Origin of the sequence: Streptomyces qinglanensis (genome assembly GCF_900111245.1) — a bacterium.
GTDB classification, from domain to species: Bacteria; Actinomycetota; Actinomycetes; order Streptomycetales; family Streptomycetaceae; genus Streptomyces; species Streptomyces qinglanensis.
In genome coordinates, this window is the sequence record NZ_FOGO01000001.1 from 199,074 (window position 1) to 215,369 (window position 16,296).

Sequence of the window (16,296 nt, forward strand, 5' to 3'; positions counted from 1 at the left end):
AGGCCCGAGCGGCGGGGCGGGCGGGCAGTCGGTGCGGTGAGCGCGGCCCGCACCTGGGCCCACGGCTCTCCTGGGTCGGCGTCCTCCGTGGCGTCGCGATGGTTCAGGAGCGCGCTTGTCGGCAGACGCGGGGCGACTGCCCGTGCCCGGGCTGTTTCCATGCGGGTGTCCCGCAATTCCTGTTGCTCCAGCTTGCGGATGGGAGACACCGGCACTCCGGAAGCACCGGCGAGCGCGCGCTGTGTCGGACCGCGGCGCTTTCTCGCCTCCCGGAGCCTGTCACCGATGTGCGCACCGCTGCTCTCAGGCATCCGACTCCTCGTTCTGACCTGGTGCTCAGAACGGTACGCCGCCCCGATCCCGAGTAGGCGCTCCTCCGGCCCTTCTCTCCCCGGGAGCAGCGGACGTTGGGCGCAGCGAACCGGTCACGGCGGGCCGGCCGGGAGCACTCCTCGCTCGCGGATCCGCCGGGCCGCTGCTTCACCGGGCGGTAGGGATCACGCCGGGGCCGCGGCCGCCGCACGGGGTCGTGCGCGGTCGCGGAACCGGTGGAGGACCACTGCGGGTGCGGTCACGGCGCGCCCTGCGGGCCGCCGCGGAGGCTGTGCTCCAGCAGGACGGAGGCGTCCTTGTCGCCGTCGCCCGCCGCGTTGACGGCGGCGAAGCGTTCGCGCACCGCGTCCAGGACGGGCAGCGGCGCCCCGGCCTCCGCCGCGTCGCCCAGGGCCAGGCGCAGGTCCTTCTCCATCAGCGTCGAACGGAAGAAGGCGGGTTCGTAGGTGCCCTTGCGCATCAGGTCGGCGCGGAAGCGCAGCACCACCGAACTGAAGCCGCTCTCCGCGACGGAGGCCAGCAGTTGGTCGCGGTCCAGCCCGGCGGCGACGCCGTAGGCCACCGCCTCGGTGAGGGAGGCCACTTGCGCGCCGAGCAGCAGATTGAAGATCAGCTTGAGGGTGGCGGCGGTGCCGGGCGCTCCGAGGTGGACGACCTGGCTGCCGAGGGTCTCCAGGAGGTCGCCGACCTTGGCGATGTCGCTCTCGTCGCCGCTGGTGTACACCCGCAGCTTGCCCTCGCGGGCCTGGAAGGGGTTGCCGACGACGCACGCCTCCACCCGGCGCAGTCCGAGTCCGGACAGCCGCCGGGCGCACTCGCGCGCGTAGGCGGGGGAGACCGTCGAGGTGTCCACGACGACGGCGCCGGGTGCCAGCACCGGGGCCACCTGCCCGAACAGCACGTCCTCGACGGCCGCCTCGTCGGCCAGGCTGAGCAGTACGACGGAGCGGCCCGCCGCGGCCTCCGCGGGACTCGCGGCGAGGGTGGCACCCGCCTCGGCCAGCGGCGCGGCCTTGGCCGCTGTGCGGTTGTGGACGGTCAGGGGGTATCCCGCGTCCAGCAGGCGGCGGGCCATGCCGCCGCCCATGTTGCCCAGCCCGATGAAGGCGGGCGGTTCGCCGTGCGGGGCGGCGGCGGGCGCAGCAGTCGAGGGCGCGGTCGCGGCGGCTCCTCCCGGAGCGGACCCGCTGTCGGAGGCGGGCGCCGGGTGCTGGGGCGCGGCGGATGCCGGCGGCAGTTCGTGGACGGTCTCGGTGACGGCCATCTCCCCGCCCCTGCGGAACGGCTGGAGCCTGCGCCGGTTCTCCACGTGCGCCTCGCTCAGCTCGAACGCGCGGAAGGAGGGCTCGTCCGTCCAGTCGGTGAGGACGTGGTAGACGCTCTTGTCCTCGACCGAACGCAGCAGCTTCTGGCCCCGGTTGGCGGGCTCGCGCGCGATACCGGTGGCCACCTGGCGCCAGGTCTCCTCGAACTCCTGCTCCTTGCCGGGATGGATCTCCATCCGCAGCATGACGCGGAACGGTGGCCGCGAATCAGCCTGCATGGTGTCCGCCTCCAATGCGTGGGAACGGCCCCCACGGTCACCATCCGCGCTCGACATCCGATCGAGGCGCGCTCCGGCCGGGGTCCGGCACCCGGTGCCGCTGCGGCCGTTCGTGCGGCGGACGGGCCCGGCACGCGCGTCCGGCGGGCACGTCCGGCAGCAGCCGGAAGGGTGCCCGGGAGCCGCGGGGAGACGGCGGCTCAAGTCCTGCTCGAGGGGCGTCTGCCTACGCTCGGGCCAGACCCCGACCTCGGATTCCTCGGGCCAGACCCCGACCCCGGAGAGATCACGCCATGGCACACAATCCCGACGGGAGCCTCGCCGGCGCCCCGGACGCTGCTCGCGGGCCCGCCCCGGGACCGGCCCCGCCCCCCTCCCCCGCGCCCGGTCCGGACGGCTCCGCCGGCGGAGCCGCCGGGCCCCGGGTGCGCCGCTGGCCGATCGTGCTGCTGCGCGCGGTGGTGACGCTCTTCCTCCTCCTGCTGCTGGTGCAGCCGGTGCTGGCGGGCATGTTCATCAGCGGCGACGTGGACCTGCTCGAACTGCACGAGATCAATTCCCACACCATCACCTTCACCGGCTGGGTGCTGGTGCTGGCGGCCGTCCTGGTGTGGCGGCCCGGACGCGGCCCACTGTGGCCTGCGGTGCTCGCGCTGCTGCTGAGCTTCGTCATCTCGATGCAGGTGGGCTGGGGGTACGCGCGGGAGCTGGAGCTGCACATCCCGATGGGCGTGTTCCTCGTCTCCGCCGGTACCGCGCTCGTCCACTGGGCGTACGCCTACCGGCCGGGCCGCGGGAGGCGGGGATGAGCGCGCCGCACGAGGGCAGCGGCGGCGGGCCCTCCGTGCCGGGCCGCGGTCCGGCACGGCGGCGGCTGCTGGCGCTGGCCACCGGAGCGGGCGCCGCCGCGGCGCTGGGCGGGGCCGCGGGCTGCGGGGCGCCGCGGGCCGGTGACGGGATCTCCGGCGAACTGCTGCGCAGCACCGCACCGCTGCCCGAGCCCTTCCAGGTGCCGCTGCCGGTGCCGCCGGTGGCCGAGCCGGTGCGCACCCGGGGTGGTGCCGCGGTGTACGAGGTGGAGCAGCGCGCCGCCCGGCTGGAGATCCTGCCGGGCCTCAAGACCGAGGTGTGGGGCTACGACGGGCGGTTCCCGGGCCCCACCTTCGTCGGCGAGTCGGAGCGCGAACTGCGGCTGCGGGTGCGCAACGCACTGGAGATGCCGACCTCCACCCATCTGCACGGCGGGGTGCAGCGGCCGGAGTCCGACGGGCATCCCACCGATCTGGTGCTGCCCTCCGGCTTCCCCGATCCGCGGCACCCCGAGGAGGCCGGGAAGGGCGAGTACAGCGGTTCGAAGATGGTGAAGCCGTCGGAGTGGACGATCTCGCGCGGGCACAAGGAGTACGTCTATCCGCTGAAGCAGCGGGCGACCACGCTGTGGTACCACGACCACCGGATGGACTTCAGCGCCCCGCAGGTGTGGCGCGGCCTGGCCGGGATGTTCCTGGTGCACGACGACGAGGAGAGCGGGCTGCCACTGCCCGAGGACTCCCGGGACATCCCGCTGATGATCTGCGACCGGGCCTTCGAGGAGGACGGCTCGTTCCGCTACCCGTCGCTCGACCCCTCGCTCGCGGGGAAGCCCGGGGTGCGCGAGCAGTACATGGAGGGGGTGACGGGCGATGTCGTCCTCGTCAACGGCGTGCCCTGGCCGGAGCTGGAGGTCAGCGCCGAGCGGTACCGCTTCCGCATCCTCAACGCCTCCAACGCGCGCCGCTTCCGGCTCGCGCTGGATCCGGGGCCGCGGGAGGGCGCCGCGTTCGTCCAGGTCGGCAGTGACGGCGGGCTGCTGGGCGCGCCGCGCGAGCACGAGGAGCTGCCGGTCTCGCCCGCCGAACGGTTCGACGTCGTCATCGACTTCGCGGCCTTCCCGATGGGCTCGGAGGTGCGGCTGGTCAACACGCTGGGGCACGGGCGCACCCGCGACGTGATGCGGTTCCGGGTGACGCGGCGGGCGAAGCGGGGCGCGGGCGCTCCCCGGGTGCCGCGGCGGCTGGCGGACGTGCAGCGGCTGAAGGCCGGGCAGGCGGTCGTCGACCGGCAGTTCGACTTCCGGCAGAAGCAGGTGCACGGCATGCGGATGTGGACCGTCAACGGGAAGCCGTACGACCCCGGTTCGCCGCTGGCCTCGCCCCGGCTGGACACCGTGGAACGCTGGCGCTTCACCAGCGACTTCCACCATCCGGTCCATGTCCATCTGGCCCACTTCCAGGTGCTCTCGCGCAGCGGCAAGACGCCGCTGGACTCGGACGCGGGCTGGAAGGACACGGTGGACGTGCGGCCGTTCGAAGTCGTCGACGTCCTCATCCGGTTCGCCGGATACCGCGGGATGTACATGCTGCACTGCCACAACCTGGAGCACGAGGACATGGCCATGATGGCGGACTTCCGCATCGTGTGACCGGCGCCGGGCCCCGGATCCGGTGCCGCTCCACCCGGCCGGCGACCGGCCGGAAGCCCTCGGGGCCGCTCGCGTGCGCGGGCGGCCCCGAGGGCTTCCGGCTGCCCGCTCCCCCGCTCCCCCTGCCTGCGCACCGAAGCGCCCGCGGACCCCGGGACCGCGCGCTGCACCTGGCACCGCGGCGCCTCGAGCGAGCGGCGACCCGCCCCCTAGCCCCCTCCGGCACCGTCGGCCGCGTCAAGGTTGGCGGCGGAAAGGGTTGGGGCTGCGATGCGGGTACTGTTCACGACCTGGGCCTGGCCCTCTCATCTGTACGCGCTGGTGCCACTGGCCTGGGCCTGCCGCAGCGCGGGGCACGAGGTGCTGGTCGTCAGCCAGCCGGAGCTGCTGCCCCTCATCGAGCGGACCGGGCTGCCGGGTGCCGCTGTCGGCAAGGACGTCGACGGGGTCGGCATGGTGCGCGGCTATGTGCTGCCCAGCGAGGACGACCCCACGGCCGACCGGCGGGCACCGCGCGCCGGGAAGGGGCCGCGGGCGCTGCGGATGTTCACCGCGCACGCCGACTCGATGATCGAGGGCACCGCCGAGACGGCCCGGCGCTGGCGGGCCGATGTGGTGGTGTCCGAACCGACGGCGCTGGCCGGTCCACTGGCCGCCGCCGCTGCCGGGATTCCCGCGGTACGGCTGCTGTACGGCGCCGATCTGATGGCGCGGGCCCGCCCGCTGCTGCCGGAGGCGCTGGCCCCGCTGGCCGAGCGGGTGGGCGTGGACCCGGAGGGCTACGACCCGTTCGGCGCCGTCACGATCGACCCGTGTCCGCCGGGGTTCCAGGCGCCGGACCCGGCCGGGCACCCGCGGCTGCCCATGCGGTACGTGCCGTTCAACGGTCCGGGCACGCCGCCCGATCCGCCGCTGCCGCCACCGGTACGCGGGGTCCGGCGGGCCGTGGTGACCTGGGGGCACACGATGGCGCGGCTGGACCCGGCGCTGTTCTTGGCCGGGCACGCCGCGCGAGCGCTCGCCGCGCTGCCGGGTACCGAGACCGTGCTGGCGGTCACTGCGGCGCAGCGGCCGCTGCTGGGCGAGCTGCCGGACGGCGTGCGGGTGCTCACGGACGCGCCCCTGCACACGGTGCTCGGCGGCGCGGACCTGGTGGTGGCGCACGGCGGGGCCGGGACGGTGCTGACCGGTCTGCGCGCGGGCGTGCCGCTGCTGCTGGTGCCGCAGTTGCCGGACCATGCCGGGCACGCCGCCCGGGTGCTGGCGGCCGGTGCGGGTGAGGTCCTCACCCGGGACGAGGCGGACCCGGAGGCGCTCCGGGACGCGGCGGCCGGGCTGCTGGACCCCGAGCGGGGCGCCGGGCGGCGCGAGGCGGCACGGGCATTGCGGGACGGGATGCTGGCGCAGCCCGCGCCCGCGTCGCTGGTCGGCGAGCTGGAGGAGCGGGTGGTCGCATGTGCGGCATAGCGGGCTGGATCGACTTCACGCGGGAGATGCGCGAGGAGGGCAGCGTCGTACGGTCGATGGCCGCCACCCTAGCCAACCGCGGGCCGGACGACGAGGCGGTGTGGACCGACGCGGACGCCGCGCTGGGGCACCGCAGGCTCGCCGTCATCGATGTGGACGACTCCGTCCAGCCGATGACCGCCGAGCACGACGGGCGCACCCTGGCCGTACTCGTCCACAACGGCGAGATCTACAACTACCGCGAGCTGCGTTCCCGGTTGACGGCTCTGGGCCACCGGTTCCGTACGGCCGGGGACACCGAGGTGGTGCTGCGCGCCTACCTGGAGTGGGGTGCGGAGTGCGTGGAGCGGCTGGACGGCATGTTCGCGTTCGCCGTGTGGGATCCGCGCCGCAGGCAACTGCTGCTGGCCCGCGACCGGCTGGGGATCAAGCCGCTGTACTACGCGCGGACCGCGGACGGACTGCTCTTCGGCTCCGAGCCCAAGGCGCTGCTGGCCCACCCGTCGCTGGAGTGCGTGGTGGACGCGGAGGGACTGGCCGAGCTGCTGGCCTACATCGCGACTCCGGGGCACGCCGTCTACCGGGGGATCCGGGAGCTGCCCGCCGGGCACGCGGCGCTCCTCAAGCAGGGCGCCGGCGGTGCCGTGCTGACCGAGTCGCGCTACTGGTCGCTGCCCGACCGCGAACACCCCGACACGCTGGAGCAGACCGTCGAGACGGTACGCGGGCTGCTGCAGGACGCGGTCGGCAGCCATCTGGTCTCGGACGTCCCGCTGTGCACCCTGCTGTCGGGCGGGGTGGACTCCAGCGCACTGGCGGCGTTCGCCGCCCGTGCCGGGGGCGGGCGGCCGCGCACCTTCGCGGTGGACTTCGAAGGGCACACGGAGCGGTTCCGCAAGGACTTCTGGCACGAGGACCCGGACGCGCCCTACGCGGCCGAGGTCGCCCGGCACGTGGGAACCGACCACGAACCGGTGGTGCTGCGCACCGCGGACCTGGCCGACCAGGTCGTCGACGCGGCGGCGCTGCGGGCCCAGGACCTGCCCCGGCCGATCCCGGACATGGACCGTTCGCTGTATCTGCTGCTGCGCGCGGTGCGGCAGCGCTCCACGGTGGCGCTGATGGGCGAGGTCGCCGACGAACTGTTCGGCGGTTACCAGTCCTTCCGCGACCCGACGCTGGTGGACACCGCGAACTTCCCCTGGGTGACGATGGGCCTGCGGGTGGCGCCGCACGGGATGAGCACCGGGCTGCTGGACCCGGGCCTGCTGCGCAAGATCGACGTGCCGGGCTACTCGGCGCAGCGCTGGGCGGAGACGGTGGCCGAGGTGCCCGCGGTGCCGGGCGAGTCGGAGACCGAGCGGGTGATGCGGCGGGTCGGGCACGCGCATCTCACCCGCTGGCTGCCGCTGCTGCTCTCCCGCGACGACCGGCTGAGCATGGCGGTCGGCCTGGAGCTGCGGGTGCCCTACTGCGACCACCGGCTGGTCGAGTACGTCTACAACATCCCCTGGGCGATGAAGACGGCCGACGGCCGCGAGAAGAGCGTGCTGCGCTCGGCCGTCGCCGATCTGCTGCCCGACTCGGTGACCCAGCGCCGCAAGAGTCCCTTCCCGATCACCCAGGACCCGCGCTACGGGCAGGTGCTGCGGCAGCGCTTCGACGCGGTCGTCGCCGACCCGGCCAGCCCGGTGCGGCCGCTGCTGGACGGCCCCGCCTGCGCGGAGCTGGCTGCCGAGGACCGGCCGATCGCGGTCGACGGGTGGGGCGAGCGCCGCAACGTCGAGATGGTCCTCCAGCTCGACGCGTGGCTGCGCCACTACCGCGTCCGGCTGGATCTGTGAGAGCGAACGGAGAGGGGCGAGAATCGATGCTGCTGAGCGATCAGCTCAAGGAGCTGGCCGCGCCGGTGCTGGAGAAGGTGCAGGCCCACCCGTTCTGGTCGGGGCTGCGGGACGGCTCCCTGCCGGGCGAGTCACTGGCGTACTTCGTGGAACAGGACACCGGGCATCTGCTGCCCGCCTACGCACGGGCGCTGGCGCGCACCGCTGCCGCCGCCGAGGCGGACGCGCACACCGCGCTGCTGGGCCGCTCGGTCACCGGGACGCTGGAGGCGCGGGACCGGCTGCGGCAGAAGTACGCCGAGTGGGCGGAGGGTGCGGGGCTGCCCGCGGCCGCCGGTACGCCGCAGGCGAGTCCGGTCACCCACGCGCACTGCGCGTTCTTCAACGCCTCCAGCGCCGCCTCCTTCACCGCCGGGGTGGGGGCGCTGCTGCCGATGGTGTGGTTCAACTTCCGGGTCTCCGACGACCTGCTGGAGCGGCACACCGCCGGGTCCCGGTACGCGGAGTGGATCGAGGCGTACCACCCCGGTCCGGGATACGGCTACGCGGTGCGGGCCTTCCTGGGGCTGGCCGACGAGCTGGGCGAGACGTCGTCGCCGGCCGGACGCGACCGGCTGGTCGCGCACTTCCGCACCGGCATCCGGCACGAGTGGGCGTTCGCCGAGGCCGCCTGGGACCGCCCCGAGTGGCCGGTGTGACCGGCCCGCTTCCGCCTCCCCCACCTGATCACCGCAACCCGAAGGGACAACCGTGAGCACTCAGACCCCGCCCAGGTATCCGTTCGCCTGGACCCCGCCCATGCAGGTGCCCGAAGCGCTGCGGCATGTGCACAGCAGCTCCGCGATGGAGGTGACGCTGCCGAGCGGGGACGTGGCGACGCTCGTGACCCGCTACAAGGACGTGCGCGCCCTGTTCGCGGACAAGCGTCTCTCGCGCAACATCGCGCGCCCCGACTGCGCACGCATCTCCGCGGACAACGACCTGTTCATGGACCCGGAGATCGACCCGGACCCGCCCAAGCACACCCAGGTGCGCTCGCTGGTGACCAAGGCGTTCACCGCCCGCCGGATCGAGGCGCTGCGGCCGTATGTGCAGCGTGTCGCCGACGAGCTGCTGGACGAGATGGCGGCCGGGCCGCGCCCGGTGGAGCTGAACGAGGCGCTGGCGTTCCCGCTGCCGATCATGGTGATCTGCAAGCTGCTGGGCGTGCCGGCCGAGGACCGCGACCAGTTCCGCGAGTACGTCGACGGCTTCCTGTCGGTCACCAAGCTGCCGCCCGAGGAGGTCGGGCAGTGCCGGCAGAACCTGTGGAAGTACCTGGGCGACCTGATCGACGCCAAGCGCGAGAAGCCCGGTGACGACCTGGTGAGCGAACTGATCCGGGTCCGCGACGAGGAGGACAACCGGCTCAACGACCACGAGCTGCACTTCTGGTGCCAGGGGCTGCTGATCGCCGGATACGTCACCACGGCCAGCCAGATCGGCACCGGCACGGCCGTGCTGCTGCACCACCCGGAGCTGGTGCGCGAGATCCAGGCGGACTGGTCGCTGGTGCCCTCCACGGTGGAGGAGCTGCTGCGCACCCAGATCATGGGCTCCTCGGTGGGCACCATGCGGTACGCCGTCGAGGACATCCCCCTCTCGGACGGTTCGGTCATCAAGAAGGGCACCAGCGTGCTGCTGTCGGAGGAGGGGGCCAACATGGACCCCGAGGTCTTCGACAAGCCCTTCGAGCTGGACATCCGCCGCCAGGAGAACCACCACATGACGTTCGGTGCGGGCATCCACTACTGCGTGGGCGCCGCGCTGGCGCGGATGGAGCTGCAGGTGGCCACCGAGTCACTGCTGCGCCGCTTCCCCGACATCAGGCTCGCGGCCCCGGCCGAGGAGCTGCCGCGGGCGCTGGGCGGGTTCATGGAGGGCTTCACCGAGATCCCCGTGGAGTGGTGAGGATGCTCCGCGTGACCGCGAACCCGGAGACGTGTGCGGTCAGCAGCCTGTGCGTGTACCGGCTGCCCGGTGTCTTCGACCAGGACGAGGACGGCCTGGTCGTCGTCCTGGACGAGACGCCGGACGGGGATCTGCACGAGGAGGTCCGCCGGGCGGCCCGCGGCTGCCCGACGAAGTCCATCCACGTCACCGAGGAGTGACCCCCGGACCGGTCCCGGCGCCCGCCTCCCCGCGCGCACCGGGACCGGCCGCTCCGCGGCGGGCCGACGGTCAGGGACCCGCGGCTAGCGGATGAGGTGCGGCAGGAACCGTGCGTACTCGTCGGTGACCGGGCCGGCCGACTCGCGGATGCCCAGGCCCGCGGCCTCCCCGTCCACCACCCAGGTGCCCAGCACCGTGCGGTTGCCGTCGAACTCCGGCAGCGGGCACAGCGCCTGGTAGCAGCACGGCTCGTCGCGCACCGACGGCTCCTGGCCCGGCTCGTGAAGTGTGACGCCCGCGCCCTCGCGGCCCAGCAGCGGCTTGGCCGCCCACCCGGTCGTCCCGGCCAGCTCCCGGGGCCCGTCCAGATAGGCGGGCAGCAGATGGGGGTGGCCGGGGAAGAGCTCCCACAGGATCGCCAGCAGCGCCTTGTTGGACAGCAGCATCTTCCACGCCGGTTCGATCCACAGCGTGCTGCCGGTGCCGCCGCCGTTGTCGAGGGTCTCCAGCACGTGCGGACCGAACCGGTCGGAGGCCAGCCACTCCCACGGGTAGAGCTTGAAGCAGGCCCGCACGAACTTCAGCCGCTGGTCGACGAACCGGCCCGAGAGCCGGTCCCAGCCGATCTCCTCCACCGGTATCGCGACGGTCTCCAGCCCGGCCTGCTCGGCGGTCTCCTGGAGGTAGGCCACCGTCATCAGGTCCTCGCCCAGCTCGTCCCGGGCCGAGTGGGCGAAGTGCACGGGAGCGCCCGGCGGCAGCAGCGCGGCCTGCTTGCGCCATACGCCGACCAGCCGCTCGTGCAGCGAGTTCCACTGGTCGGCGCCGGGGAAGCGGTCCTCCATCCAGAACCACTGCGGGGACGCCGCCTCCACCAGCGAGGTGGGGGTGTCCGCGTTGTACTCCAGCAGTTTCGCCGGCCCGCCGCGCCCGTCGTAGCGGAGGTCGAACCTGCCGTAGAGGCTGGGCAGTTCGGCGCGCCGCCGCCAGCTCTCGGACACCCGGCGCACCAGGGCCGGGTCGGTGAGGCCCAGGTCCGCGAACCGGCCGGCGGCCACGATGTGCTCCGCGGCCTGCAGGCACATGGCGTGCAGCTCCTCCACGACCTCCTCGAGGCCCTCCACCTCGGGCAGGGTGAGGGCGTAGTAGGCGCTCTCGTCCCAGTAGGGACGCAGCGAGCCGTCCGGGTACCGGGTCAGCGGGTAGATGCAGCCCTGCTCCTCGACGGTCTCCTGCCAGCCGGGGCGTGGGGTGAGGGTGTGGCGTTCCACGCGGCCTTCTCCTCTCGTCCGCGCCGCCGCCTCAGCCGCCGTACCCGCCGCCGGTGCCGTAGCCGTCATCGTCGTCGTCGCAGCCGAAGCCGGCCCGCTCGACGGCGGCCGCGTGGACGAAGGTGCCGCCCGTGGCGCGGCCTTCGTCCTCCCGGCCGCCGTAGTACCAGACGCTGCCCGCGCTCTCGGTCTGCTGCCCGGCGGTCCGGGCGGCGGGGAGGGCGGCGGTGTGCGCGCCCTGGGTGCCGCACTGGCTCGGGGGCAGGATGCGGTAGCCGCGCACCGCGTCGTAGCTGTCGGGGTCCACGCACCGCCGGTCCGGCTCCGAGGAGTATCCGGACAGGGCGACGGCCAGGGCGCCCATGCTGCCGAGCACCACGGTCGAGGAGCGCAGCCTGCGCCGCCGTCCCCGGGCTTCCCGGTCGCTGTGCGCCGGCTCCGGCGTGCTGGTCATGCGGTCCCCCTGAACAACTGAATGCCTGAATGCCTGAATGCGAGTCGAGATTCGAACTGCAGCGCACACCCTAGTGGGTGGGGTGCGGTGCCGCGGCGGGCCCCGGCGGAAGGGCCGGGTCCGCGCGATTCCTCCGTTTCGCGTGCTCCGGCGGCCCGTCGGGGCACGCGAACGGGCCCGGCGGCCGGAGGGCCGCCGGGCCCGGTGCGCGTCCCGCTGCCGCGGGCCGGGTCAGCGCGGCGGGTACAGCTCCCGCACCGCCGTCCGCAGGGCCACCGCCGGGTCGGCGGCGGCGCCCTCGGAGCGCCAGGCGACGAACCCGTCCGGGCGGACGAGGACGGCGCCGTCGGCGGCGATGCCGTGCTGCTCGGCCACGGCCCGGCCGTCCGCCGCGGTCAGGGTGGCTCCCGGGCCGCCCACCCGGTGGGCGTCGATCCGCACGCCGGTCTCCGCGGACACGGCCGCGGCCGCCTCCACCCATGCCTGGCCGCCCTCCGCGGTCAGCAGCACCGGCGCCCGTCCGTACAGGTCCAGGGTGGAGATGTCCTCCCCGGCCCGGTCCAGCTCGATGTGCGGGGCGCGGGTGCCGGGCTCGCCGCGCAGCGCGTGCGGCGGCACCGGCGGGCCGTCCCCGTACCGGTAGCCGAAGACGGTGGTGCTGTACGCCTCGGCGGGGTCCGGGCCCTCCCCTTCGCCGTCGCCGTCCGGGCCGGTGCGCTCCTGCATCATCCCGAGGGCCTGCTGGAGGGTCATCCAGGCCACCGGGTGGCGCTCGGTCTGGTAGGTGTCCAGCAGTTCGGGCCCGGACTCGCCGTCCAGCACGGCGGCCAGCTTCCAGGCCAGGTTGCCGGCGTCCTGGATGCCGAGGCTGGCGCCGAACCCGCCGGTGGGCGGCACCAGATGGGCGGCGTCGCCGACGAGGAAGACCCGGCCGCGCCGGTACTCGCGGGCGACCTGGGCGCCGATGATGAAGCTCAGCCACTTGGCGCCGCCGGCCGGGAGCTGCGGGACGATGCGCACGTCCAGGTCGGGCTGGCCGATGGCCGCGCGGACGAGTTCGACCGCCTGCTCCTCGGTGACCGTCTCCAGTGTCTCGCCCTCGGGCATGGCGGTGGCGAAGATCCACCGCTGTTTGCCGTCGTGCGCGAACAGGATGGTGGAGGGCGCGGGTTTGTCGAGGTAGCAGACGCCGACGTCGCGGCCCCGGGCCGCCCGGCTGAGGTCCGCCTCGAAGAGCACCGAGAGGGTGGTGGCGAACTCGCCGGGTCCGTCCGTCTCGATGCCCAGCTCGCGCCGGACGGGGCTGCGGCTGCCGTCGGCGGCGACGAGGTAGCCGGCGCGCACGGTGCGCTCCTCGCCGCTGGCGGTGTCCCGGAGCACGGCGGTGACTCCGGCGTGCTCGCCCTCGCCGCTCTCCTCGAAGGACACCAGTTCGGTGCCGAAGGCCAGTTCGGCACCGAGTTCGGCGGCGCGGCCGCGCAGCAGGTGCTCGAGCCGGTCCTGGTCGATGGGGGCCCACTCGCAGGGGCTGACGCCGCCGGTGGGGTCGGGCTGGTCGGTGGGGCCGCTGAACATCTCGGGGCCCGCGAGGGTCTCGGCCCGGATCATCAGCAGCTTGCTGAAGTCGGTGGCGAGGCTGGCCTCGGACCAGATGGGCCCCTCCAGCCCGACCTGCCGGTAGAGCTCGACGGTCCGCGGGTTGACGCCGCGCGAGCGCGGGTGGCTCAGCGTGTCGGGGTGGCGCTCGACGACGAGCGAGCGGATGCCGTGCCAGCCGAGGAAGACCGCGGTGGACAGCCCTGTCACCGCCCCTCCGACGATCAGTACCGGAACCTGCTGCGGGGCCTGCTGGTTAGCGCTCATGGGTACGGACTCCTCTCTCGGACGGGCCCGCTCAGGCGGCCTTGCGGCAGATCACGAGCGTGTCGTAGTCGCTCAGCGGCAGCACCTCGGTGGAGGCGAACCCGGCGCGCTCGGCGTGCGCGACGGCCTCGGAGACCGGGTACTCGGAGCCGCCGTCGGTGACCAGCAGCATGTCGAGGCTGATGACGAGGTTCTCGACGTGGTCGGGCTGGTCGTCGAGCATCCGGTCGTAGATCAGCAGCGCGCCCCCGGGGTTGACGGCGTGGAATGCCTTGGTGACCAGTTCGCCGCGCTGCTGCTCGTCCCAGTCGTGCAGCACATGCCCGAGGGTGACCACGTCGGCGCTGGGCAGCGGGTCGGTGAAGAAGCTGCCGCCGTGGAAGGTGACCTTGCCGGTCAGCCCGTAGGAGGCGACGTGCTCCTCGAACAGCGGCTCCATCGGCGGCAGGTCGAAGACGTGCCCGGCGAGGTGCGGCTGCGCCTTGACGATGATGGAGCACAGGTTGCCGCGTGCGCCGCCGATGTCGAGCACGGAGTCGTGGCCGCTCCAGTCGAACTTGCCCACCAGTTCGGGGCCGACGACGTGGGTGAGCGCGTCCATCATGCCGACGAACTGCCGCAGGATGTGCGGGTTGCGGGTGACCTCCTCGAAGTCGCTGCCCGACTGCTGCTCACCGGTGCGCAGCGCCTCGGTGAGCTTGCCCCAGGCGGGGTAGAGGTTGCGGTTGGAGCGCTCCAGGAAGCCGCCCACGTAGCGGTTGCTGCCGCGCACCAGGTAGGTGCCGGCGCCCTCCGCGTTGCCGAACCTGCCGCCCTCCTCGCGAGTGAGCAGGCCCAGCGCCGCCAGCAGGTTGAGCCAGTCGCCCAGTCCGCGGCCGTGCAGACCCAGCTCCTTGCGGATCTCCTCCTCGGTCGCGGGGCCCTTCTGGTCGAGGGTGGTGAACAGACCCAGTTCGACAGCGGTCAGCAGCGCCTTCGCGTCGCAGAACGCGTTGCTCAGCCGGATGATTCCGGCCGGGGTGCTGACATCCAGGCTGGTGTGCGTCATGCGCAGGACTCCTTCCGAAACGGCACATGGCCTGGCGCCAGGGCCGCTCCGGGAGGGTCACACCGCGAAGTTGAGTGCCCCTCGAACCGCGGTGGGGACGGCGCCGGGGCCGTGCGCCCCCGCCGGATCTCCAGTCGCCCTCAAGGGGCCGTGGCTACTCATCAGGGGTGCCGAAACCGGCCAAGCCCAGTTGTTCAGAGGGGACATGCATGTATGACGTGAAGATCCCGGTGCTGATCGTCGGCGGTGGTCCCGTCGGGCTCTCCACCGCGCTGTTCAGCGGGCGGCGCGGCGTCCGCACGATGCTGCTGGAGAAGCGGGACAGCACCTCCATGCTCCCCCGCGCCCCGGGCCTGCAGGCCCGCACCATGGAGCTGTTCCGCGCCGCGGGGCTCGGGAAGGAGATCCGCGCCCTGGAGAAGGGGAACTCGCACGCCTACTTCGAGGGCGGGATCATCAAGGTCGACACCTTCTCCGACATCGACAACGCGGAACTGCTGGAGTCCCCGTCGCTGGACGGCCCGACGGTCAGCCCGGAGCGGGTGATGGGCTGCGGGCAGGACCGGTACGAGAAGGTGCTGGTCGCCAAGGCCCGGGAGTACGGCGCCGATGTCCGGTTCAACACCAGGCTGGTCTCCTTCGAGGCCGACGAGGAGGGCGTCACCGCCGTGGCCGAGGAGGCCGCGACGGGGAACCGGATCACCATCCGCGCCGACTACCTGGTCGGCGCCGACGGTGCGGGCAGCCGCGTCCGCAAGGCGCTGGGCGTCGAGCGGACCGGCCGCGGGACCGTCTTCAACGCGCTGAGCATCTACTTCCGGGCGCCGGAGCTGGAGACGCTGCTCAAGGACCGCAAGTTCATCCTGTGCTACGCCTCGGCCGGGGGCTCGCTGATGGGCCTCTCGCGGCTGCACGGCTGCGATCCGTGGCTGGCGGCGCCCATCTACTACCCGGAGAAGGGCGAGACACCGGACGACTACACCGACGAGCGCTGCGTGGAGATCGTCCGCCGCGCGGCCGGCAAGGACATCGACGTCGAGATCATGGACAAGGTGCCCTGGCAGGGTGCTCAGCTCGTCTCCGAGACCTTCCGCGTGGGCCGGGTCTTCCTGGCGGGCGACGCCGCGCATGTGCACCCGCCCGCGGGCGGCTTCGGGGCCAACACCGGCATCCACGACGCGCACAACCTGTCCTGGAAGCTGGCGGCCGTGCACGACGGCTGGGGCACCGACGCGCTGCTGGACACCTACGACGCGGAGCGCCGTCCGCTGGGCACCGCCATGTCCGAGCAGGCCCTGGTGCGCAACCGGATCCGGCACGGCTACGCCACCGAGCAGGACCGGAAGGACTTCGTCGACGACGTGATCATCACGCTCGGCTACCGGTACCGTTCCGCGTCCGTCGTCGGCGCCGAGGGCTCCAAGGTGCTCACCCCCGACCTGGAGCTGACAGGCGAGCCGGGCACCCGCGCGCCGCATGTGTGGCTGACGCGTGCGGGCACTGCGGGCGCTGAGGGCGCTGAGCGGATCTCCTCCATCGACCTGTTCTGGGACGGCTTCGTCCTGCTGCACGGCCCGGACGGCGGTGCCTGGGCGAAGGCCGCGGTCAAGGCCGCCGAGCGGCTGGGCGTGCCGCTGCGCACCCACGCGGTGGGCCCGGAGGAGGAGCTGCGGCCCGAGGACCGCGACTGGGCGGCCGCCTACGGGGTGGGGCCGGGCGGTGCCGTGCTGGTGCGGCCGGACGCGTTCGTGGCCTGGCGCTCGGCTGAGGGCACCTCGGCTGTGGCGGACCCGGACGCGGTGCTCGACGACGTGCTGGCGCGCGCCTCGGCGGCGGCCTCGTGACCGGGGCGGAGCGGGCC

13 protein-coding genes are annotated in these 16,296 nt (G+C 73.5%); 8 read left to right on the forward strand and 5 right to left on the reverse strand.

From position 1 onward, the window contains the following. Nucleotides 1–571 precede the first annotated feature (571 nt). Entirely contained in the window at nucleotides 572–1,876 is a 1,305-nt protein-coding gene (locus tag BMX65_RS00875; RefSeq protein ID WP_074998718.1) for an NAD(P)-binding domain-containing protein, read from the reverse strand. A gap of 293 nt (nucleotides 1,877–2,169) precedes the next feature. On the opposite strand from BMX65_RS00875, the gene BMX65_RS00880 reads away from it, so the two are divergent. The 7 genes from BMX65_RS00880 (at nucleotide 2,170) to BMX65_RS00910 (ending at nucleotide 9,798) form a co-directional block, all read left to right on the forward strand. Continuing rightward, a complete protein-coding gene (locus BMX65_RS00880) occupies nucleotides 2,170–2,685 on the forward strand; it encodes a hypothetical protein (RefSeq protein ID WP_079171626.1) in 516 nt (171 codons plus the stop codon). Then, on the forward strand, nucleotides 2,682–4,337 hold the full coding sequence (locus BMX65_RS00885; RefSeq protein ID WP_074998160.1) for a multicopper oxidase family protein: 1,656 nt from the start codon (nucleotides 2,682–2,684) through the stop codon (nucleotides 4,335–4,337). Before BMX65_RS00880 ends, BMX65_RS00885 begins: the two co-directional genes overlap by 4 nt. Before the next feature lie 270 nt (nucleotides 4,338–4,607). Continuing rightward, complete coding sequence (locus BMX65_RS00890) at nucleotides 4,608–5,804, forward strand: nucleotide disphospho-sugar-binding domain-containing protein (RefSeq protein WP_074998161.1); 1,197 nt, start codon at nucleotides 4,608–4,610, stop codon at nucleotides 5,802–5,804. Further along, on the forward strand, nucleotides 5,792–7,648 hold the full coding sequence (asnB, locus tag BMX65_RS00895) for an asparagine synthase (glutamine-hydrolyzing) (protein WP_074998162.1): 1,857 nt from the start codon (nucleotides 5,792–5,794) through the stop codon (nucleotides 7,646–7,648). The genes BMX65_RS00890 and asnB overlap by 13 nt, the downstream gene beginning before the upstream one ends. Before the next feature lie 26 nt (nucleotides 7,649–7,674). Further along, nucleotides 7,675–8,346: a TenA family protein gene (locus tag BMX65_RS00900; protein WP_074998163.1), complete on the forward strand. Its 672-nt coding sequence runs from the start codon at nucleotides 7,675–7,677 to the stop codon at nucleotides 8,344–8,346. Between the two features lie 52 nt (nucleotides 8,347–8,398). Further along, complete coding sequence (locus BMX65_RS00905; RefSeq protein WP_074998164.1) at nucleotides 8,399–9,598, forward strand: cytochrome P450; 1,200 nt, start codon at nucleotides 8,399–8,401, stop codon at nucleotides 9,596–9,598. A gap of 2 nt (nucleotides 9,599–9,600) precedes the next feature. Next, nucleotides 9,601–9,798, forward strand: a complete 198-nt coding sequence (locus BMX65_RS00910) for a ferredoxin (RefSeq protein WP_074998165.1) — start codon at nucleotides 9,601–9,603, stop codon at nucleotides 9,796–9,798. Between the two features lie 84 nt (nucleotides 9,799–9,882). Here the strand turns inward: BMX65_RS00910 and BMX65_RS00915 are convergent, their stop codons facing one another. The 4 genes from BMX65_RS00915 to BMX65_RS00930 form a co-directional block, all read right to left on the reverse strand. Further along, nucleotides 9,883–11,070: a glutathionylspermidine synthase family protein gene (locus BMX65_RS00915; RefSeq protein ID WP_074998166.1), complete on the reverse strand. Its 1,188-nt coding sequence runs from the start codon at nucleotides 11,068–11,070 to the stop codon at nucleotides 9,883–9,885. A 31-nt stretch (nucleotides 11,071–11,101) separates the two neighbouring features. Continuing rightward, nucleotides 11,102–11,524, reverse strand: coding sequence for a hypothetical protein (locus BMX65_RS00920; protein WP_074998167.1), 423 nt, complete (start codon nucleotides 11,522–11,524; stop codon nucleotides 11,102–11,104). Nucleotides 11,525–11,755: 231 nt separating this feature from the next. Next, the gene (locus tag BMX65_RS00925; protein ID WP_074998168.1) at nucleotides 11,756–13,387 is read right to left on the reverse strand and encodes an FAD-dependent monooxygenase; all 1,632 of its coding nucleotides are present in this window, start codon (nucleotides 13,385–13,387) and stop codon (nucleotides 11,756–11,758) included. A 31-nt stretch (nucleotides 13,388–13,418) separates the two neighbouring features. After that, entirely contained in the window at nucleotides 13,419–14,435 is a 1,017-nt protein-coding gene (locus tag BMX65_RS00930) for a methyltransferase (RefSeq protein ID WP_074998169.1), read from the reverse strand. A 209-nt stretch (nucleotides 14,436–14,644) separates the two neighbouring features. Between BMX65_RS00930 and BMX65_RS00935 the strand changes: the two genes are divergently transcribed. Beyond that, nucleotides 14,645–16,279 (forward strand): FAD-dependent monooxygenase, encoded by a 1,635-nt coding sequence (locus BMX65_RS00935; protein WP_074998170.1) that lies wholly within the window; start codon nucleotides 14,645–14,647, stop codon nucleotides 16,277–16,279. The last annotated feature ends 17 nt before the right edge of the window (nucleotides 16,280–16,296 follow it).